At 36.7% G+C, this 19,257-nt stretch carries 20 protein-coding genes; 6 read left to right on the forward strand and 14 right to left on the reverse strand.

What is annotated here, in order from left to right:
- Positions 1 to 164 precede the first annotated feature (164 nt).
- Together PGOND44_RS15835 and PGOND44_RS15840 are read right to left on the reverse strand one after the other, a co-directional pair.
- Positions 165 to 731 (reverse strand): transposase, encoded by a 567-nt coding sequence (locus PGOND44_RS15835; RefSeq protein ID WP_236611971.1) that lies wholly within the window; start codon positions 729 to 731, stop codon positions 165 to 167.
- 54 nt (positions 732 to 785) lie between these two features.
- Entirely contained in the window at positions 786 to 1,163 is a 378-nt protein-coding gene (locus PGOND44_RS15840) for an IS110 family transposase (protein ID WP_236611972.1), read from the reverse strand.
- Positions 1,164 to 2,201: 1,038 nt separating this feature from the next.
- Between PGOND44_RS15840 and PGOND44_RS07185 the strand changes: the two genes are divergently transcribed.
- From PGOND44_RS07185 to PGOND44_RS07205, 5 genes are all read left to right on the forward strand, one after another.
- The gene (locus PGOND44_RS07185) at positions 2,202 to 2,798 is read left to right on the forward strand and encodes an N-acetylmuramoyl-L-alanine amidase family protein (RefSeq protein ID WP_003439111.1); all 597 of its coding nucleotides are present in this window, start codon (positions 2,202 to 2,204) and stop codon (positions 2,796 to 2,798) included.
- An 85-nt stretch (positions 2,799 to 2,883) separates the two neighbouring features.
- Positions 2,884 to 4,155, forward strand: coding sequence for a BaiN/RdsA family NAD(P)/FAD-dependent oxidoreductase (locus PGOND44_RS07190; protein ID WP_003439114.1), 1,272 nt, complete (start codon positions 2,884 to 2,886; stop codon positions 4,153 to 4,155).
- Positions 4,156 to 4,229: 74 nt separating this feature from the next.
- Positions 4,230 to 4,814, forward strand: a complete 585-nt coding sequence (locus PGOND44_RS07195; RefSeq protein ID WP_003439116.1) for a DUF3332 domain-containing protein — start codon at positions 4,230 to 4,232, stop codon at positions 4,812 to 4,814.
- Positions 4,815 to 4,948: 134 nt separating this feature from the next.
- Complete coding sequence (locus tag PGOND44_RS07200) at positions 4,949 to 7,543, forward strand: T9SS-dependent M36 family metallopeptidase (RefSeq protein ID WP_003439117.1); 2,595 nt, start codon at positions 4,949 to 4,951, stop codon at positions 7,541 to 7,543.
- Positions 7,544 to 7,629: 86 nt separating this feature from the next.
- Positions 7,630 to 8,598 carry an ABC transporter ATP-binding protein gene (locus tag PGOND44_RS07205; protein ID WP_003439120.1) on the forward strand — a complete coding sequence of 323 codons (969 nt, stop codon included), beginning with the start codon at positions 7,630 to 7,632 and terminating at the stop codon, positions 8,596 to 8,598.
- On the opposite strand, the gene PGOND44_RS07210 is transcribed toward PGOND44_RS07205, so the two are convergent.
- On the reverse strand, positions 8,591 to 9,016 hold the full coding sequence (locus PGOND44_RS07210; RefSeq protein ID WP_003439122.1) for a Rieske (2Fe-2S) protein: 426 nt from the start codon (positions 9,014 to 9,016) through the stop codon (positions 8,591 to 8,593). The genes PGOND44_RS07205 and PGOND44_RS07210 overlap by 8 nt on opposite strands.
- A gap of 109 nt (positions 9,017 to 9,125) precedes the next feature.
- On the opposite strand from PGOND44_RS07210, the gene greA reads away from it, so the two are divergent.
- A complete protein-coding gene (gene greA, locus PGOND44_RS07215; protein ID WP_003439124.1) occupies positions 9,126 to 9,602 on the forward strand; it encodes a transcription elongation factor GreA in 477 nt (158 codons plus the stop codon).
- A gap of 12 nt (positions 9,603 to 9,614) precedes the next feature.
- Here the strand turns inward: greA and PGOND44_RS07220 are convergent, their stop codons facing one another.
- The 11 genes from PGOND44_RS07220 to PGOND44_RS07270 form a co-directional block, all read right to left on the reverse strand.
- Entirely contained in the window at positions 9,615 to 10,364 is a 750-nt protein-coding gene (locus tag PGOND44_RS07220) for a GIN domain-containing protein (RefSeq protein WP_003439127.1), read from the reverse strand.
- 49 nt (positions 10,365 to 10,413) lie between these two features.
- On the reverse strand, positions 10,414 to 11,514 hold the full coding sequence (locus PGOND44_RS07225; protein WP_003439129.1) for an acyloxyacyl hydrolase: 1,101 nt from the start codon (positions 11,512 to 11,514) through the stop codon (positions 10,414 to 10,416).
- A gap of 199 nt (positions 11,515 to 11,713) precedes the next feature.
- Positions 11,714 to 12,526, reverse strand: a complete 813-nt coding sequence (locus PGOND44_RS07230; protein ID WP_003439133.1) for a purine-nucleoside phosphorylase — start codon at positions 12,524 to 12,526, stop codon at positions 11,714 to 11,716.
- Positions 12,527 to 12,540: 14 nt separating this feature from the next.
- Positions 12,541 to 13,155 carry a TIGR04282 family arsenosugar biosynthesis glycosyltransferase gene (locus PGOND44_RS07235; protein ID WP_003439137.1) on the reverse strand — a complete coding sequence of 205 codons (615 nt, stop codon included), beginning with the start codon at positions 13,153 to 13,155 and terminating at the stop codon, positions 12,541 to 12,543.
- Positions 13,155 to 13,661: a rhodanese-like domain-containing protein gene (locus PGOND44_RS07240; protein ID WP_003439140.1), complete on the reverse strand. Its 507-nt coding sequence runs from the start codon at positions 13,659 to 13,661 to the stop codon at positions 13,155 to 13,157. Before PGOND44_RS07240 ends, PGOND44_RS07235 begins: the two co-directional genes overlap by 1 nt.
- Before the next feature lie 39 nt (positions 13,662 to 13,700).
- A complete protein-coding gene (locus tag PGOND44_RS07245; protein ID WP_003439142.1) occupies positions 13,701 to 14,708 on the reverse strand; it encodes a phosphotransferase in 1,008 nt (335 codons plus the stop codon).
- Between the two features lie 17 nt (positions 14,709 to 14,725).
- Entirely contained in the window at positions 14,726 to 15,712 is a 987-nt protein-coding gene (locus PGOND44_RS07250) for a nucleoside hydrolase (protein WP_003439145.1), read from the reverse strand.
- Positions 15,660 to 16,406: an ABC transporter ATP-binding protein gene (locus tag PGOND44_RS07255; RefSeq protein ID WP_003439148.1), complete on the reverse strand. Its 747-nt coding sequence runs from the start codon at positions 16,404 to 16,406 to the stop codon at positions 15,660 to 15,662. The genes PGOND44_RS07250 and PGOND44_RS07255 overlap by 53 nt, the downstream gene beginning before the upstream one ends.
- Positions 16,399 to 17,181, reverse strand: a complete 783-nt coding sequence (locus PGOND44_RS07260) for an ABC transporter permease (protein ID WP_003439151.1) — start codon at positions 17,179 to 17,181, stop codon at positions 16,399 to 16,401. The genes PGOND44_RS07255 and PGOND44_RS07260 overlap by 8 nt, the downstream gene beginning before the upstream one ends.
- Positions 17,174 to 18,034: an ABC transporter permease subunit gene (locus PGOND44_RS07265; protein ID WP_003439154.1), complete on the reverse strand. Its 861-nt coding sequence runs from the start codon at positions 18,032 to 18,034 to the stop codon at positions 17,174 to 17,176. Before PGOND44_RS07265 ends, PGOND44_RS07260 begins: the two co-directional genes overlap by 8 nt.
- Before the next feature lie 7 nt (positions 18,035 to 18,041).
- Positions 18,042 to 19,253, reverse strand: coding sequence for an ABC transporter substrate-binding protein (locus PGOND44_RS07270; protein WP_003439157.1), 1,212 nt, complete (start codon positions 19,251 to 19,253; stop codon positions 18,042 to 18,044).
- Between the last annotated feature and the right edge of the window lie 4 nt (positions 19,254 to 19,257).

Consider the following 19,257-nt stretch of genomic DNA (forward strand, 5'->3'; position numbering starts at 1 on the left):
AACAAATAGAAAAGTGGAGTTCGTTCCGATAGATTCTGTGTTAATAATCAAGTGATATTTCAATTTATTTATTTAATATTGATATCTGAAGGCAACTATAAGTTAGCCTGCAAGGGTACCTCCGCATTCGTGTGGTGTACCCTTTTTTGATGATAGTCATTTTCTTAGGGATTCTGGTTTTTATCTATCACAAAAATAAGTTCAAGCATTTTTCTCTGCACAGCAATCAGCGCTTTCATTTTGATTCCACTTTTTGATACGAGTCTAACATATAAGTCTTTATGCGATTGGTTATATTTTACAGAGGATAGAGATGGAAGATGCATTGATTTTCTTAGATGCCTGTTGCCTCTCTTTGATATTCGAGGTTTACCTTTTATTGATGTTCCCGACTGTTTTTCCTTTACATCAAAGCCTGCGTAACTGGTCAGTTGCTTTTTGTTTCTAATGAGTTCGAATCCATTAGTCTCTGCCAGTACTGTTACAGCAGTCAGTTCTCCTACCCCAGGTATAGTACAAATATTATTTACTCTTTGCTTTAACTCTGGGTGACTTTTAAGTAATGTTGCTATGTCCAATTTGATTTCTTTTTCCTGTCGATTTAAGAATTTGATTCTATCTTCGATTCGAACAAGGCTCTTTTGATTAGGCATAGCTTCTGACTTTTCTGCGTGTCTCTGATTTTTCACCATAGCCCTTTCTTCAACAATCTGATCACGCTCTCTGGTCAACTGTTTTAATTCTCTGTAAATATCCTTAGGCCGAACCCAATTATCCAGTTTACGCTATAAACCAAACTGCGCAATGGCTTGAGAAGCTGTCTTATCTGTTACAGTTTTAATATCAAGAGACCTTGCATAGTTGCTGATCTTATTGGGAAGTATAACGCTTAAGTCAATGTTCATACTTTCTAATGCGTATGCCAATCTCTCGTGGTACACTCCGGTCGCTTCCATTACATATCGCATCTGAGCGGCATTCTCACAACAGGAGGATACCCATTCGATCATCGATTGAATCCCTTTGTCACTATTTACAAATACTTTGTATGCAAAGATTTCAATACTTAAGCTCTCCAACAGCCTACCTAATGACACCACTAATTCCTTTTGGGCAACATCAATACCCGCGACTTCTTTTAAAACCTTTTCCAATTGTTTCATTTTAAGTTAGTTAAATTAAATAATAAAGTGAAATATCTCTTCACGTCTTTTCTCCTAGTTGGATATTCTGGATACCAAATTACTCAGTGGCTCCTTACATTCTGTTCAGACTCCAAGAAATATAAGGGAATAAGGTCATTTCTATCGGTCGATATATCTTGAAGATTACCTAGCCATCGGTTGACTTTTATTCCCTTTCACTTATATTTACAAAGCTAATTTTTCATAGTAATACAAACATAGGAGCTATCGGAACTCCGCCCGTACTTAAAGAAAAGCTTCTCTTACCCGAGGAGCTTTTTTATTTCCAATATTTAGTTGCAAAAAGATGAGAGCTGAAGCTGATCTCGCTTTTCTAACGGGGAATTCTCAGCTGTTATTCCGACAGAGAAGCCCTTTGCTTTGACGAGGAATCTTTTGTCTTTACGACAAATCTTTAGTTTTTGGATAAAAAGATTCCTCAGTCGTTTGTCAGCACTTTCAGGATGGCAGGCAAGGAGTTAATTTGCCAAACGCAGTGGAGGAGCAAGTCTTGGAGTTTATGCCTAGAAAGGTGGAAGTTTTCGAGCTTTGATGAAGAGCTAGCCTTTTGAGTTCTCTTTTTTTGTGTAAGGTTTTAAAAATTTATTATCCCGCCGCACTAAATCTGTTTTTAAAATTTTGACAAAAAGACTTCTTTATCAGCTGATTTCATTTCTTTCTATACTTATGGTCAAGACGGACAAGAGATTGAAGATCTTCAGATTTCAATTGAGAATCGTGAATTGCTTTACGACTAACTGGCAAGAAAACAATTGGACTCCTTTTATTTGGAAACCTCCAATAGTCTTTATCTAATTGACAGGCTTTATAAGTTCGCAGAGCAATACAAAAACTTATTTTCTAATCCTGAAGACCGATATCTGCATACAAATATTAATTACCAAATCACACAAGGATTTAACTTATTCATTATGAGACTCAAAGTTTATTTTTTTCATAAAAAAAGCATAATTTATAAAAAAAAATTCTTACATTCAATTTTTAAATGATTTCGTTATGAAACTAATTTGTGTTTTGATGTGCTTGTGTTTTACTTTTAGTCAAGCTATCGCTGACCCAACGAATCCCAAAAAAATTAAAGTAGTCATCGACGCTGGACACGGTGGAAAAGATGGAGGTGCTCAACTCAATTCTATTTTAGAAAAGCAAATTGTTGCGGATGTTTCCTCACAACTTAAAGCTTTATGTTCTGATAAAAATATTGAAATTATTTTACTGAGAACTGAAGATGAGTTCATTTCCCTTCAGGATAGAGTGTCACGGATCAAAACCTTATCTCCAGACTTAGTTATTTCTTTACACGCTAATTATTCTCAAGACAGGGATCGAAATGGCGTAGAGGTTTTTGTAGCGAACAATGACTTTACAGTCAAGTCTTCCTATTTTGGGGCTAAGATTTTAGAATCCTTCAAAAAGAAAGACTTTCAGACATCAGCGCTTCAATCTGCAAATTTTTATTTATTAAAAAATGTAGACTGCCCTGCGGTGACGATTGAACTTGGCTTTCTATCCAATGCAGAGGATATGAAATATCTAAATTCAGAATTTGGCCAGAAATTCTTAGCCAAACAAATTGTTTCTTCTTTAAATTAATAGCCCTTAGGCCCAATACAAATAGAGTCATCATTCTTTTAGCGAAGTTTAAGTTTTAGTCTATTTTTGCAAGAAAATAAATCGATTGACTATAATAGAAACAGACGTTGCTATAATTGGTGGAGGTGCCGCAGGTTTCTTTGCTGCCATTAATAGTGCTGAATTAAATCCAGCGTTAAATATCATCATTTTAGAAAAAAGTAAGAATGTTCTGAATAAAGTCAAGATTTCTGGAGGAGGTCGTTGCAATGTGACCCATGCAGAATTTGACCCTAAAGAATTATCTAAAAATTATCCTCGAGGACATAAAGAATTGCTAGGTCCTTTTCATCAATTCATGACTGGGGATATGATGGCTTGGTTGGAGGAAAAGGGAGTGCGCTTAAAGATTGAAAGCGACAACAGAGTTTTTCCCACTTCAGATTCTTCCCAAACGATTATAGATTGCTTTCAAAAAGAAGTGGACACCTTTGGTATCGAAGTCAAAACGCAAACAGGAATAGATGAGATCAATCCAATCGAGAACCAAGATTACTTTTGGGAGCTAAAGAGTTCTCAAGCAATTTTTCATACAAAACAACTCATTATCGCTTCGGGGAGTAGTCCAAAAATGTGGAAACTCGTCCAAACTTTAGGGCATAAGATTATAGATCCTGTTCCCTCTTTATTCACATTTAATAGTAAAGATTCACGAATAGAGGGTTTGTCCGGAATAAGTGTAAATGCCGAGGTTGAAGTGTTTACAACCAAAGACAGGGGAATATCTAAACAGAAACTGAAAACATTACACTCTTCTGGTCCGCTTTTAATTACTCATTGGGGGATGAGTGGTCCCTGCATTTTAAAGCTCTCTTCAAGAGGTGCTAGAATATTTAACGAATTGAGCCATCAATTTCAATTGAAAGTAAATTGGCTTCCAGATCATAACGTAGAGTCTTTGAAATTTTATTTTGAAGACCTCAAAACCTTGCATCCCAAGCAACTTATTTATTCTGCCGTTATAGAGAGTTTGCCTAAGCGACTTTGGCAGAGTTTGCTAAAGTATATTAATATAGATAAAGATTTAAATTGGTCCGATATTAACAAAGCTCAGCTTCAAAGTCTTGCTGAAGTAGTGTGTAAAAGCGAATTGCACGTCAACGGAAAGAGTACATTTAAAGACGAGTTTGTCACTGCTGGAGGAGTAGACTTAAAAGAAATTGATTTTAAAACTTTTCGGAGCAAACTCCACGATCATCTCTTCTTTGCAGGAGAAGTTTTAAACATAGATGCTGTAACAGGAGGTTTCAATTTTCAAAGTGCTTGGACTAGCGCCTATATCTGTTCTCAAGAAGTGAGCAGATCATTAGACTGTTAAATTACTGTTTAGTCCAAATCAATTTTAGATATTTCAAGTTATATTGTAGGTTCAAACCATAAAAACCTAACATAATGAAAAAGAAAATTTTTATTTGTGGAGCTTTATCCATGACTTTATTAAGCACAAGTTGCTTAGGCTCGTTTAGTGCGTTTAATTCTTTAAGAGATTGGAACGACGGTGTCACCGACAATAAATTTCTGGACAATTTAATTTTTTGGGCTCTCAACATTGTACCTGTTTACGGATTATTCATCGCTGGGGATGTTTTATTCTTTAACGTTCTAGAATTCTGGACAGGAGATAATCCTATTGCTATGGCAAAAGGTGAAAAAGAAATACAATATGCTAAAGTTAATGGACAAGATGTAAAAATGACAGCCACTCAAAATCACTTTTCCATTGAAGTGCTTTCTGGAGAAAATAAAGGTGAAACTTTAGAAATGGTGTATACCCCAGAAAATAAATCTTGGAACTCAATAAATGAAGAGGGAGAGCTGATTAAATTAGCGTCTATGAAAGATGGATTCTATATGGTGCATACTCCAAATGGTGAAACAATACAAATAGATCCAAATGCTTCCAGAGAACAAAACTTAGCTTTGCTTCAAGGGAAAGTCGCAGAGTATGAAAGCTCAATGTGGGCCGAAGCTAAATAAAATTCAGTCCAATAAATTATTCTTTAAAGCTGGCTTCTTAGAAGTCAGCTTTTTTATTGATAAAAATTAACAAGTGTTAGTCTTGTTTAAGAAAGTTTTTAATTAAGTTGCTTTAGATATAATTATATAATAACATGAAACTAAAATTACTCCTATTCTTATTGGTATTCAGTTCGGTATCCTTAATGAGCGCTCAGTCTGAAATTGATATCGTAAAGAATTATTTAGAACAAAAGCAATCTGAGAATTTCTTGCTTACAGAAGATTTCTCTAATTTAATTGTCGCTTCACAACACTTTTCTAAAAGTACAAATGCTGATATTATTTATGTTCAGCAAACCTATTTTGGAATTCCTGTTCATAATGCAATAGGAAATTTTGCAATAAGAAATAGCTTGGTGAAATATGCTAAGCACGATTATGAGGTTGATTTAGCTTCAAGAATATCAACTCAAACCCCGGCACTAACTCCAGAACAAGCCGTAAATGCTGCTTCTACTCAATTAGGTATTGGTAATCCTACCAATATTTCAATTCTAGAGACTAAGTCTTCAAACAACTTAATTTTATCTAAATCTGGAGTTTCGATTGATGACATTCCTGTTCAGCTTGTTTATTACAAATCTGAAAGTGGCGTATTAAATTTAGCTTGGGATTTATCAATTCACATGATAGACGGTTCACATTGGTGGAGCGTTAGAGTGGATGCATCAAATGGTAGAATACTAGATAAAATGGATTGGATTGTCAATTGTAATTTCGACCATTCTACTATTGTGGGCAGAACATTCAGACCACCTTTCCAAATCCAAGAGACTACAGGTGCAAATCTTTTACAAGACGGCGCCGTTTACAATGTATATCCTTATCCTATTGAATCTCCTATTCACGGGGATAGAGCGATAGTAACAGACCCTTCAGACAGTGAGTTCTCACCCTTTGGATGGCATGATATAAATGGAGAAGTAGGACCAGATTTTACCATTACTAGGGGTAATAATGTATATGCTTATGAAGATAGAGGCGCTGCAAACGTTGCAGGATATTCGCCTGATGGTGGGGAAGATTTAAATTTTGATTTTCCTTTAGATTTCAATCAGCCTCCTCAACTTAATGAGGACGCAGCTATAACAAACTTATTTTACTGGAATAACATTATTCATGATATGTGGTCCTATTATGGATTTGATGAAGCTTCTGGAAATTTTCAACAAACGAACTACACGGGTCAAGCTTTTGGAAACGATTTCGTAAGAGCTGAAGCTCAGGATGGAGCAGGACTTAATAATGCTAATTTTGGGACACCGCCAGATGGGTCTAGACCAAGAATGCAAATGTTTTTATGGTCAGCTTCTGGACCGCCGGAGGCACCGCTTACAATAGAAACTCCAGAAAACCTTGCAGGGGATTATGACGGTATACCAGCCGGTTTTGGTCCCGCATTAACTTCAGAAGCGATCATAGCCAATTTTGCATTGGCTAAAGACGAGGAAATAGACCCAGATGAAAATGATATTTGTCAACCTATAACCAACCCTGATGAGTTAGATCAAAAAATTGTACTCATAAGAAGAGGGGATTGTACTTTCGTAAGTAAAATTTTAAAAGCTCAAGAAGCAGGTGCTTTAGCGGTTATCATGGTAAATAATGTTCCTGGAGCACCTATAACAATGGGTGGCGAAGGTGCAGGAGATATAGTGATTCCCTCTATAATGGTAAGTCAAGCCGACGGAGAGGCTATTATAGCCGCTTTAATTGCAGAAGAAAATGTCTCAGGCTTTTTGGTTAATAACGGACCATATCAGATAGACGGTGATTTTGACAATGGTATTATAGCACATGAGTATGGTCACGGTGTTTCTAACCGTTTAACCGCTGGAGCACAAAATGCAGGTTGTTTAGGCAACGATGAGCAAATGGGTGAAGGTTGGAGCGATTGGTTAGGTTTAATGATGACCATTTCAGCAGATGATATTGCTACCGAAGGAAGAGGAATTGGAACTTACGCAACCAATCAAGAAGTAACTGGTTCAGGAATCAGACCCTTTAGATACAGTACAGACTTTTCTGTTAACCCGTCTACTTACGATCTTACCAATAACCCAAGCTTGAGTAGACCTCATGGTATTGGTTTTGTTTGGGCTACGATGCTTTGGGATTTGAATTGGGCTTTAATTGATCAATATGGTTTTGATTCTGATTTATATAATGGAACTGGTGGTAATAATATAAATATGCAACTTGTTATCGACGGAATGAAATTACAAGGCTGTTCTCCTGGATTTATAGATGGTCGAGATGCCATTTTACAAGCTGATATTTTGGCTAATGACGGGGTTAATCAATGCTTAATTTGGGAAGTTTTTGCTAAAAGAGGTTTAGGATGGAGTGCTGAACAGGGAAGTTCTGGTAGTAGATCCGATCAAGTTGAGGCTTTTGATCTTCCACCAAGTGACGTATTAAACTGTGCGCTTTCTAACGATGGTTTTGAAACACAAACCTTTGGAATCTATCCAAATCCAGCTCAAGATTATTTCAACTTAAGTTTGACGAATACTGACCTTTCAAATTCTAAAGTTGATATCTACGACTTAAATGGTAAATTGATTCTATCAAAAATGTCAGATAGCAATCAACGTGTGGGTGTTGAGCAGCTGAATTCTGGAATGTATATTGTTTTAGTTGAATCTGGAAGTAAAACCTTTACTCAAAAACTTCTAGTTCAGTAATAGATTTTAAAAATTACAACTCTAAGACCAAAGTCAGAAGACTTTGGTCTTTTTGCTTTGTTTACATTTGCAAAAAATAGTTTTTCATGCTTAAAGTCAATGACCTGAGTTATTTCCACGAGAATGGTCAAGGTATTTCAGAAATCAACTTTGAATTGAAGACAGGCGATCACCTAGCTTTAATTGGAGAAAGTGGTTGTGGTAAGAGTACCCTTATTAAAGCCATTTACGGGCTTTTTGATTTAGATGAAGGTTCAATCCATTGGAAAAATGATCGAGTTTTAGGCCCGGCTCATAATTTGGTACCCGGGTTTCCAAGTTTCAAACATCTGTCACAAGAGTTCGATTTAATGCCGTTTACAACTTCAGAAGAGAATATTCAAAAATACTTATCGAGAGAAACTCCACAAGAAAATAAGAAAAGAAGCGATGAACTTGTTGCTCTTTTTGACCTAGAAGATGTCAAAGACCAGAAAGTAAAAACGCTGAGTGGTGGGCAAAAACAAAGAGTAGCAATTGCCCAGGTTTTGGCTAAACCACCAGGAGTTGTCTTGTTAGATGAGCCTTTTAGCCATATTGATCAATTTTTGAAACATCAATTGAGACGGCGTTTATTTCAATTTTTAAAGAAAGAAAAGATCATTTGTATTTTTGCGACCCATGATGCAGATGATGTCTTGCCATTTTCAGATTATACCATGGTTCTTAAAAACGGGAAACCCTTGGACTTTCGCCCGACAACTGAAGTGTATTCCAAGCCTAAGAACTTTTATTGCGCTTCGCTCTTTGGGGATGTGAACCTACTAGACCCAAAGGAGTTTGGACTTGATTCTAAGACACCAGAGATTATCATTTATCCTCATGAGATTGAAATTATCCAAGAAGGAGATTTTCAGGCTGAAGTAAAATCGAGGTATTTTAAAGGCTCAAATTATTTAGTAGAGATGAAGTATCAATCTAAAAGTATCTTTGCTATTTCTGAAGTGAATTTAGAAAAAGGATCAAAAGTTAACTTTCAATTTAGTCAAAAACGCATTTATAGTCGGCTTAATTGAAAATCCTTAAGACTCCACCGCTTTCTGTAATTCTATAGGCAAACAGTGGATATCTTAAATCCCCTTCAAGAGGTTGACCTGTCACTAGGCTATAACTATTGCCAGGATCGTTGCATCTTGAAGAGGCGTTTAGACCGTCGATGATAAGCCTTGAGCAATCTTCGGGTATTAAGTTTGGGTCTGCTGCATCCCAAGCCAAATAACTACTTCCTGAATTAACAACGATAAGTCCTAAATTACCTTGTCCCGGAATATAAACTGAATTACCACTAAATTTGAGATTGTTAAATTGAGGAAGACTTAAATTGACTTCGTAATTCACATTTATGTTGAGTAAATTGGGATTTCGTCTTTGGTTATCGTCACTTTCGCAACTTACTAAAAGAGTAAATCCTATCAAGAATAAGATAGCTTTCATATTAATTTTTAGTGCCTTATGGCTTTGATTGTTCAAAAATATTATATTTGTAGTATAGAATCTCGAAATATTCGGGATTCTTTTTTTGTTATATATAAACGTAGGAATTATGAGTAAAGTATCGTACTATACAGAAGAAGGATTGAAAAAGTTGAGAGCTGAGTTGGACCAACTTAGAGATGTTGAGCGTCCAAAAGCTTCACAAGATATTGCAGATGCTAGAGATAAAGGGGATCTAAGTGAAAATGCTGAATATGACGCTGCAAAAGAAGCTCAGGGCATGCTTGAAATGAGAATAGCAAAGCTTGAACAAGTTGTGTCTAATGCAAGGGTGATTGATGAGTCTCAATTGGATACTTCAAAGGTGTTGATTCATAGCAAAGTGAGGTTGAAAAATGTGAAGATGAATCAAGAAATGACCTATAAACTAGTGGCTCAAAGCGAAGCCGACTTAAAAGCGGGTAGAATTTCTGTTGACTCCCCAATTGGTAAAGGTTTACTTGGAAAAGAGGCGGGAGATATCGCTGAGATTGAAGTGCCAAATGGGAAGATTACTTTTGAAATTCTTGAGGTCTCAAGAGATTAATAAATAATAGGCTTATTCAAAAATAAGCTCACCTGTATAAAACGCCTCCACGTCAACTTGTGGAGGTTTTTTTGTGCTGATGAGATTACCGGATGAGCGAATTTCCCCTTCCAAACGCTGGATTGGAGTGACTACTGCATTTCTAAAAGACCGATGGAAAAAAGTAACAACTTCAGCTTCTAGTTGGCGAGCTAAAACAGTGCCCGAACCAGAAAACGTACCAAAGTTGAGGCGTTTAGTTTTCCCACTTAATTCAAAGTCCGATATTCCTGAGCCTGTTATGTTTACTAAAGCATTATCAACCTCAATGTTGAAGTTACCCAAGCTTAAGGCTTCAGTGTCATTGAAATCTTCAGATACCAACGAGAGCTCTTCAAACTCCAACGTATTTGTACTTATCACATCAAATTGAGAAGAATTTCTGACGTATTTCAGTCTTGAGCTTTTTAGCTTTATAACAATGGGCGCTTCAGAAAAACCAGTACTACAAAGTCCATCGACTTTGAATTCAAACTCATTACCGTTTTGAACAATTTCTAATTGATCTAAATGGTATTTCCCTCCGGTAATTTCCAAACTTTCCTCTGTACTAAAGGTGATTTCCAGGCTTATATTTTCTCTGATGGTAAGTTGTTCCAATCCAGAAATGTCTAAGACTCGCGTTTCAGTTTTACCACTTCCCCGAAGACAATCCTTTGTAGAATCTGCATCACAAGAATTGAGAAAGAAAGTAGAAATTAATATAGCGATATATTTTTTCATGTAAGCCTGTTGGTGTTATGCATTCATTTTAAATTCCAATGACGGGTTTTTATAAGCGTATTCCTATTCCATATTCTATAGCTTCTGCTTTTGAATAATGCGACTTGAGTAAAAGGGACATATAAAAATTCTCTGTAATATAGCGTCTTAAACCTACTTTTATATATTCTCTATCCAGGTAATCAACTGGATAATAAATATAGTAACCCACTTGAGAAAGTACACTCCATGGCCCTAAATAAAGTTCGTGACCTAAAAATAATCCAACTCTCCTCCAATCTTCGTCACCTTGGAAGTTATTTTCTTCTTGAAATGCGACTGCCCTATAGTTAATAAATGTTTTCACTGAAGGGGTGAAGAATGCATCTAATCCAAATCGTATTCCACTGCGGTGAGATAGTCTTTTATTTACGGAAGTAGTTAACGTTAGAAAAGCTTCATTGGGTTCTCCCCAAATTCCACTATCATTTGCTCCTGTTGCCACCAAAAAATCCCAGGACCATCGTTTTGAAACAGGTTCTAAAACAGTGGTTTTGTATTCCTTTTCAGTTTGATGGAAGTCGTAACTCAGTCCAACTTGTAAGCCATAGTTATTGGTGCTGGTATTTGGCGATTTAGTTTTCCCATTGGAGTAGTGAACAAGAAATGTCCCAAACTTAAAGTCAACGGGTGAATTGAAAATATTTTGAAAGCGATACTCTAAACCAAATAAAACAGAACCTGTAAACATAGAGCCATAAGCTGTATTTCTTGGGTTGGTCAAAGGATCGTATGAGTTGGGAATATAGCCTGCCCCAAGTCCAGCTTTCAGGCTGAGTTTTCTATGCCAAAAAAAGAATTTATACTCTCCATAAAGGCTGTAGACCTTACCGAGTTCTGGCGAACCCATGTCTTGGATGAGTAAAGAGGCCCCATAACTGGGGTAATTAAAGAGCTGTTGCCAATCTTTTTCTCCAAAGGTTTCCCGTTCCCAAGAAAGTAAGACACCTTGAGTTGGCCCCTGGATAAGATGCAAAATTTGTGGACTATGCCTCATGATTTTTCCGTACAAATAATCCACATGGAATATATCTGAGTTCTTTTTCTCTTGGGCAAAACCAATGGTTAAGAATACTAGGAAGCAAAAGGTTAAGCCAGACTTTGAATTCATTTATAAGATAACTGATTACCGCAAACTTAAACTTTTTTGATGAGGTGAACGGATCTGCGTTAGGGATTGAAATGAAAAGCGCGTAAAGCAGTTTTTGCAATAGCAGCCTGACACAATAGCGACCTTAGGAAGCTCATTGTGGAAGCTGCTGCTGTGCAATAAACTCTGCGCACTTGGAATGGAAAGCCCTATAAACGCCCTAAAACTCTTTTAAAATGGTTTGAAATAAAGCTATGAGATGAGGTTCTGCCTTATTAGCCGTGGCAATGATTTCTTCTATGTTGACGGGTTGTAAATCGTCTGGGTCACACTCGTCTGTCAAAACTGAAATGGCCGAAACAGGAAGCTTTAAGTGGTTAGCCACAATAACTTCGGGTACCGTGCTCATGCCCACTGCATCTGCTCCAATGAGACCAAGATACCTGTATTCTGCTCGGGTTTCTAATTGAGGTCCCACCACAGAAGCATATACGCCTTTATGCAAGGTGATATCTAAGGCTCTAGCTGCTTTTAGAAAGCCTGCATTCATATCTTTATCATATGGAGCTAGCATGTCTACAAAGCGTTCACCTAGCTTGGAAACGCCTTTAAAGGCTAATGGAGATCCTCCTTGAAGGTTAATATGGTCATCGATCAGCATCAATTCTCCCTTCTTAAAGGTTTTGTTGATGGCGCCAGCAGCATTGGAAACCAATAGCTTTTCTATTCCTAATTCTTTCATGATGCGGACGGGATACGTGATATCTTGTAAAGAGTAGCCCTCGTAAAAATGAAAGCGGCCTTGCATCACGACTACTTTTTTCCCGCTTAGCGTACCGTAAATGAATTTACCTTGGTGAAATTCTACTGTAGCAGTAGGAAAATGAGGGATATGGTTATAACTAATTTCGACTTCTATATCTATGTGTTCTACAAGTTTACCTAAGCCTGTGCCCAAAATGATTCCTACTTGTGGAGACTCGAAGCCCTTGTCTTTAAGGTAATTTACTGTTTTCTCTAATCTATTTTTCATTTATCATTGTATTTTTATTTCAAAAACTTATGGGGAATGAAGTGATGAAATTCTTTATGTTTTTTTAAATCATCAACGGTATCAATGTCGTTTTTTTCTTTGAGGAGTTGAAAAGATTTGCCCTTTAAATCTTGTAAGGTTTCTTTTAAAACTAGTTCTGTGCTCCAAGCCTTATTCTTAAAAGCTTCAGGGTAAATAGCAGACATGCCCATTAAATAATACCCGCCGTCTTCAGCTGGACCAAAGACTAAATCATGGGTTTCTAAAGCTTGGAAAGCATTATGAATATCGGAAACCTCAAGTTCTAACAAATCGCTCCCTACAATGCATACTTGTTTATAGCCTTTATGAAATCCCCAATCAAAGGCGGCTTTCATCTTTTCACCTAAGTGGCCTTGGGACTGAACTTGCTTTTGAAAATTGGCATCTTCCCATAAATCATTAGTTTGAAGGTCTTCTGAATAAAAGACAACACAATCTTCCTTACCCTTGCTTAGGACTTGAGCGGTATGTCGAATTAGAGCTTTGTAAACAACTAAAGCATTTTCATCACCAATACCAGCAGCTAGGCGAGTTTTACACTTGCCGAGTTCTGGATTCTTCGCAAAAACGATGACTAATCTATCCATTAATATACCTTTTGTCCTCGGTCTAGAAACTTCCCCCAAAACCTATCGTAGGCATGAATTTTCTGAGTCTTCTTGTTTTCGTGGTCATAAATTTGGTAGCCTTTATTGAACCATTCGAACATCCCCCCGTAAAGGTTATATATGTTTTTGTAACCTGCTTTTTTTAGCTTTTCACCAATTTTTTCGGACCGGACGCCAATAGAGCAATAGACCACAAGAGTGTCTTGGAGCTGGATTTGATCTTGAATAGAGCTCATTTCGAAGTTGTCGTAGCCTACAAAAATCGCATTTTGTAGATGACTTATTGCATATTCTGAAGGTTCTCTGGCATCTAAGAGTTTTACGTTTTTATTCGTCTTCAAAAGACTTGCTAATTCCTCTACTGATATGTAGTCAACTGTGTTGGAATTGTACTTGTCTATAGCTTCTTCTATAGAGTTCTGAGAAAGTCCAAAAAAGGGAACCCCTCCCAATATGCCAATTAAAATAAAAATTTTGTAATTCACCTCTCTGTTTTTTTTGTTTAAATCTTTAAATCAGTTTTTTTAAGATATTCCCTTTGTTACCAGAATTTCTCGTGCTTCATTCAATAAAGCCTTTCTCTCTTCAAGATCAAAGCTTAGTGGTAATTGTGCTAAACCAAGAATACGTCTTAAGATTTCTATAGCCATGAATTGTTTACAGAGTAAATCATCGATGGCATTCAAATCCTTATAAATTTTAAGTGCTTTTTCAACTAGGGCATCAGGTTGATTTGCCATTTTTAAATGAGCGAGAGTGACCCCTATTTCAAATTCCACATCTCCGAAAAAGCAGAATTCCGGATCAATAATTTTAATACCGTCCTCGGTCTTCAACCAACTCCCGGGGTAATAATCTCCGTGGAGTAAAGTTTTTCCATCCTCTAAATACCGATCGCCCAATTTTTTTACAGCATGTTTTAAAGACATGTCCTCTTTAAATGCTAGTCCAACCTCTTGTAAACCGGGAAGGATGTCGTCTAGATGTAGTCCATTGTCACTGAGATAGGGATAAATAAATATATGCTCATGATTGAGTTTGCGCATCTCTCTGTTGGGTAGCCTAGCTTTATTTGTTTTGGTGTTGATGGTTTTATGCAGCTTGGCAACAAAAGTCATTATTTCCTCAAGTTCAGCGACGTCTAGATGCATATTTTTTTGATATAAAAACGTATAATCTACACCATTTCCTAAATCTTCAAGATTTAAGACATGGTTTTTCTTATCGACGCCAATGAGTTTTGGCATCTTGTTTTTTATACTTTCTTTTTTAGAAATGAGTTGATAAAATTCTGCCTCTCGAAGCGCACGTTCAACAGGAGCTGCTACTTGGGGGTATTTCTCTACATACTCACGGCTTTGTTTTATGATAAAACTACGCTCCCTGGTTTTTACTCGAATTACGAAATTCATATTTCCTGCACCCGGAATTTCTATTGCTGTTATCTTTTCATTCAGTAGCAACCAAGCCTGTCCTTTAAGATAACTTTCAAGGCTAGTCTTATCTGCTGTTAACTGCTCTACTTTTTTCAAAATCTTTCTTTTTCAGTTTATTTTAAAAGGCTTTCCATCAATTTATGATGATAATTCTCAATGACATCATGGCAATAGGTCACTGGGAAACCTTCAGTTTGATCACAAATAAGATAGTGTTTAAAATGATGTTTAGGCGTGCTTAGTAACATGTCATTAGGATGAATTTCCAGGTGTGCCTTTAGGTCTTCTTTTATTAAATCTTCGGGTTCCATGAGGTAATGACTTGCCAACACATCGAATGGATTAAAACCCTTTTCACCACTATCTACCCATTGTTGCAACCAGGGCTGGGATTTTTCGGAAAGCCATTCACCAGCTGCATTACTATTTTTTAAATGGTTTAAATCCTTTTCAGTGATCCACACTTTATTTGAGATTTCAAATGGACAGAGAACGACTTTCACTCCGCTTTCAAATAAGACTCTAAAGGCATCATTATCCAGATCAAAATTAAGGTCAGGCGCATGCTCTATTTCAGTTTTTCCGATCTTAAAATAAGATGTTGGCTTCCGTCTCCCAGCAACAAGCACCACTTCTTTTATTTGTGATTTTAATTCCGGATAGAGCAAAAGCAGTGTGCTAATATTTGTAGCCGGTCCTATAGCGAGTATATGCAGGGGCGTTTTTTTTAAGCGTTCAGAAAGGGCTTCTACAGCTTCATTGGTTTCTACGTTATCAAGATTTAGTTTTGTTCCTGCACCCTTATAAACTGGAATGTTATAAGGCGCAAATTCATCAACCATAATTTGAGAAAGCCTGTTGGCATCCTCAATTTTTGTATTGCCAAAAACGGCACTTAAACCGGTGATCTTTATGTTTTCGGCTTTAAAAAGTTGTAAAACAGCATAGCCATCATCAACGTCACTATAGCCTCCGCCCTCATAGTTTCTCATTCCTACAGACAAATCGGTGTCTATCCATACTTTTTTCTTTTCCATGGCTTCTATTTTATGATTTGGAAAACTCATCAAGTTGTAGATTGCTCCAAAAATCAATTTCATCTGTTACTCCGGATTTGGCATCCTCATAAAACTCTTTTTTAGAGGTGTAAGCTTTGTAATTTCCATTTTCAATTTTGCCAATATCGTCCCCCATAATAATAGCCTCTTTCAAATCGTGAGTCACAAACAAAGCAGAAATAGACAGCTGTTTTGCCAAGTCTTTAAAGAGCTGTTGCATACCGTGTCTTGTTTCCACATCCAAAGCTCCAAAAGGCTCGTCCAAAAGCAATAATTTAGGCTCCACAACGATGGCTCTTCCAAAAGCTACTCTTTGTTTTTCACCCCCAGATAATTGGTTTGGGGATTTGTATTTCATATGTTCTAATCCAATGGTTCCTAACATCTGTATTACCCTTTCTTCAATTTCAGCTTTACCTTTTTTCTGTAGTCGTAAACCAAAGGCAATGTTTTCAAAAATATTTAAATGTGGAAATAGTAAGGACTCTTGATATAGGTATACGATATTTCTCTCTTGAGGTTTTATTGTCATTACCGGTTTTCCTTCTAGGGAAATATGTCCTTGGTCTGCATCCTCTAGGCCGGCAATTATTTTTAATAAGGTGGTTTTTCCACTTCCAGACTTACCGAGAATACTCAAGACGGTATTGGATTTTAAATTCAAATGAATGCCATTCAAAATCGTTTGACCTTGGAATGTTTTTGATAAATCGTCTATGTTCAAGAATTCACTCATAATCGGGACGCTTATTAGAAGTTTTGAAAATAAGTTTTTTGTTCGCTAACAAAAGTAAAACAGAAGGTAAAATCAATAAAAATCCAGCTAAGGCTGCCAAGAAGGGATTTGCTTCATTCACGTAAGAAAAAACGCTCACAGTAAGTGTTTTTACTTTTCCTGCTCCTATGAAATGCGTAAGGCCATATTCGAACCAAGAGATTAAAAAACATTGAAAAAAGCAGAGTAGAAGTGTCGATTTAGCTAAAGGCAAGAGGACACGTTTTAAAGTTTGAGTAGATGACCCACCTAAAGTGGAACTCAAGTTTTCTAAAGACTGAATTTGGGCAGTCCAAAAGGTCGAACAAATAATAATACCAAAGGGGAAACAGATTAAAAATTGAGCGATAATAACGCCTAAAAGCGAACCTGAGAGCCCCGTTTTTAAAAAGTAAAAATGAATGAGTACTGCAAAAATAATGGGAGAGAGCAGATAAGGTACATAAGCTAAAGATAGCCAAGTCGTTTTGTTATAAGAGTAGGCTATTTTTTTGGAAAAATAAAAGGCAGTCACTGTCGAAACTAAACCTACCGAAATTGACAAAAGCAATGACAATCCTAAACTTTTTGTAAGTTGAAAACTCGGGCTAAAAAGAGATTCCCATTGCGACGTTTGCCATAGATTGGGCAGGATATGTGGATAGAACCATTGTTTACCAAACGATAAAATTAAAAGGAATACAATAGGAAATAAAATGATGAAACCTACTATGCTTTGACCGATCTGTTTACGCATAAGCTTTCGTTTTTAGCTTTGCTAATCTTTGAAATCCAAAAAAGAGAAAGAGCAAGAACAAGACATAGACAATGGCCATAGCATATGCTTGTGGAATATCATCTAGGTTGAAGCGTTGGGCTTTATCTACAATAGCTACAGTTATCATTTTAGGGTTTTGGCGTCCCAACAACAATGGAATCTCATAACTACCGATTACAAAAATTAAAAATAAAAGCAGACTTGTCTTTGCCTTTTGAAGTAAGATAGGCAGTGTTATTTTTACTAAAACCTGCCGTTGACTCGCACCCAAACTTTTTGCGATGTGTTGAAATCTAGTCACATCTTCATTTTCAAAAATCCCTTTTAGTATTAGGCTCAAAAAGGGTGTGATGATAAAGGTGGAAGCAAGAATAATCCCTATTCCATACGCATCATTGACTAAGCTTGGGAAATCCTCAATTTCTGAAATGACACCTGTCTGGTAGAGGAGTCTAGACCAGAATCCTGTTTTAGAAAAACTTTGGAAAATGAAAAAGCCAACTACCGTCGCTGGGAAGGCTAATGGCAAATAAATGAGAGTACTTAATTTTCCTTTCCTAAGATCGTGATGCCAGTTGACGACCATCCAAAGCGCGATGACTAGGCTTATCCCAACACTTATAAGCCCAATACCAAAGCTGAACAAAAGGCTTTTCCAAAAGTTAAAATTCAAGAGAACATCGCTCCAGTGCTCTGTCGTAAAACCAGTATTGAGTAAGCCAATGACCCCAAAGCTATACAGTAAACCATAACCTAAACCTAACATCATAGGAAGCAACATCAAGATGAATAAGGCTGTTTTCCAGGATATTATTTGTTTAATGCTGATCATAAATTATCTAGTCAATAAGGTTTTTCTTGAAGTCTTCTGCTAAACGAATCATATATTCTGGCGCTAATTCTGGTAAAGCTTTCTTCTGAATATCCTCTCTAGGTGGAGCATAATGACGTTGAGCAATCGAATTGAATTTCTTTTGAAAAACAGAATCCAGTTTTGAGACTTGTAAAACGGTTCCATCCCCCCACACACTTGGTTTCATTTTCTCAAGCTGATTTTCTTCTGAAATTAATTCATTAACCACTAGCATAGCAGAAAGCTTTTTCTTTGAAAGCTTACTGATTCCTAAGTAATGAGAATTTTGAATACTGCCAAATTCAGGGACATAGGCTCTTGAGCTTTTCTTAAATAAACCTTCTTCTACCTTATTATCAACTTCAGCATCGTTATTGCTCATGGTAAATAACAATTCGCCATTGGCAAACAATTGATGCATCTGGGCCACATTTTCAGGAAAAACTTCACCCTGTCGCCATAAATAGGGTTTTAGTTGGTTGAGGTATATCCATAATTCGTCACTGTATTTCGCATATAAGTCTTCATTGAATTCGCCTTTTAATACTTCGGCCCCTCCAGCAATATCCATTAATAGAGCCTTCATAAACGTTAGCCCAGTAAAATGATTATTCCATGTAAATTTCCCTGGATGCTCTTTCACAAAGCTTAAGAGTTCTGCTCTAGTTTGTGGCGGCTGTTGAATTTTATCTTGATTGTAAATAAGTGTCATTTGTACATTTCCCCAAGGCATTTCGTAACCATCAATAGCTTGCTGGAAATCTTTACCAATAAAAGGATTTTCAAAATCGATATTACTAGCATTAGGAAGCTTACTCGTCCAAGGTCCAAACAAGGCGTCGATCTGTCGCAGTTGATAAAAGGTTTCGCCATTAATCCACATCAGATCAATTTCACTAGTGTTTGCACCAGCCTGTAGTTCTGCCATTAGCATTTGTACAATATAGTTACCCTGTCCATCTACAATCGTCAAATCGATATTGTGCTTTTTAAGTAATTTGGGTTTTATATATTCCTGCATGTAGACATTGATTTTTGGATCTCCTTTCCACATCATCATTGTCATTTCCTGAGCTTGTCCTTCTGCTTTAATATCTTTCCAAGTGTAATCATCCAAATTAAGTGGCTTTGTTTCCGAAGAGGATTGGCAAGAGATGAATAATAGGCTAGAGGCAAATAGTACAAGTAAATTCTTCATTATT

It is taken from the genome of Psychroflexus gondwanensis ACAM 44 (assembly GCF_000355905.1).
Classification (GTDB): domain Bacteria; phylum Bacteroidota; class Bacteroidia; order Flavobacteriales; family Flavobacteriaceae; genus Psychroflexus; species Psychroflexus gondwanensis.

Bases quoted from the DNA above. Each gene is read 5' to 3' on its own strand.
- PGOND44_RS15840 (WP_236611972.1), bottom strand. From the start codon at position 1,163: ATGAAACAATTGGAAAAGGTTTTAAAAGAAGTCGCGGGTATTGATGTT.
- PGOND44_RS07185 (WP_003439111.1), top strand. From the start codon at position 2,202: ATGAAACTAATTTGTGTTTTGATGTGCTTGTGTTTTACTTTTAGTCAA.
- PGOND44_RS07195 (WP_003439116.1), top strand. From the start codon at position 4,230: ATGAAAAAGAAAATTTTTATTTGTGGAGCTTTATCCATGACTTTATTA.
- PGOND44_RS07200 (WP_003439117.1), top strand. From the start codon at position 4,949: ATGAAACTAAAATTACTCCTATTCTTATTGGTATTCAGTTCGGTATCC.
- PGOND44_RS07205 (WP_003439120.1), top strand. From the start codon at position 7,630: ATGCTTAAAGTCAATGACCTGAGTTATTTCCACGAGAATGGTCAAGGT.
- PGOND44_RS07210 (WP_003439122.1), bottom strand. From the start codon at position 9,016: ATGAAAGCTATCTTATTCTTGATAGGATTTACTCTTTTAGTAAGTTGC.
- greA (WP_003439124.1), top strand. From the start codon at position 9,126: ATGAGTAAAGTATCGTACTATACAGAAGAAGGATTGAAAAAGTTGAGA.
- PGOND44_RS07220 (WP_003439127.1), bottom strand. From the start codon at position 10,364: ATGAAAAAATATATCGCTATATTAATTTCTACTTTCTTTCTCAATTCT.
- PGOND44_RS07225 (WP_003439129.1), bottom strand. From the start codon at position 11,514: ATGAATTCAAAGTCTGGCTTAACCTTTTGCTTCCTAGTATTCTTAACC.
- PGOND44_RS07230 (WP_003439133.1), bottom strand. From the start codon at position 12,526: ATGAAAAATAGATTAGAGAAAACAGTAAATTACCTTAAAGACAAGGGC.
- PGOND44_RS07235 (WP_003439137.1), bottom strand. From the start codon at position 13,155: ATGGATAGATTAGTCATCGTTTTTGCGAAGAATCCAGAACTCGGCAAG.
- PGOND44_RS07250 (WP_003439145.1), bottom strand. From the start codon at position 15,712: ATGAAATTGATTTTTGGAGCAATCTACAACTTGATGAGTTTTCCAAAT.
- PGOND44_RS07255 (WP_003439148.1), bottom strand. From the start codon at position 16,406: ATGAGTGAATTCTTGAACATAGACGATTTATCAAAAACATTCCAAGGT.
- PGOND44_RS07260 (WP_003439151.1), bottom strand. From the start codon at position 17,181: ATGCGTAAACAGATCGGTCAAAGCATAGTAGGTTTCATCATTTTATTT.
- PGOND44_RS07265 (WP_003439154.1), bottom strand. From the start codon at position 18,034: ATGATCAGCATTAAACAAATAATATCCTGGAAAACAGCCTTATTCATC.
- PGOND44_RS07270 (WP_003439157.1), bottom strand. From the start codon at position 19,253: ATGAAGAATTTACTTGTACTATTTGCCTCTAGCCTATTATTCATCTCT.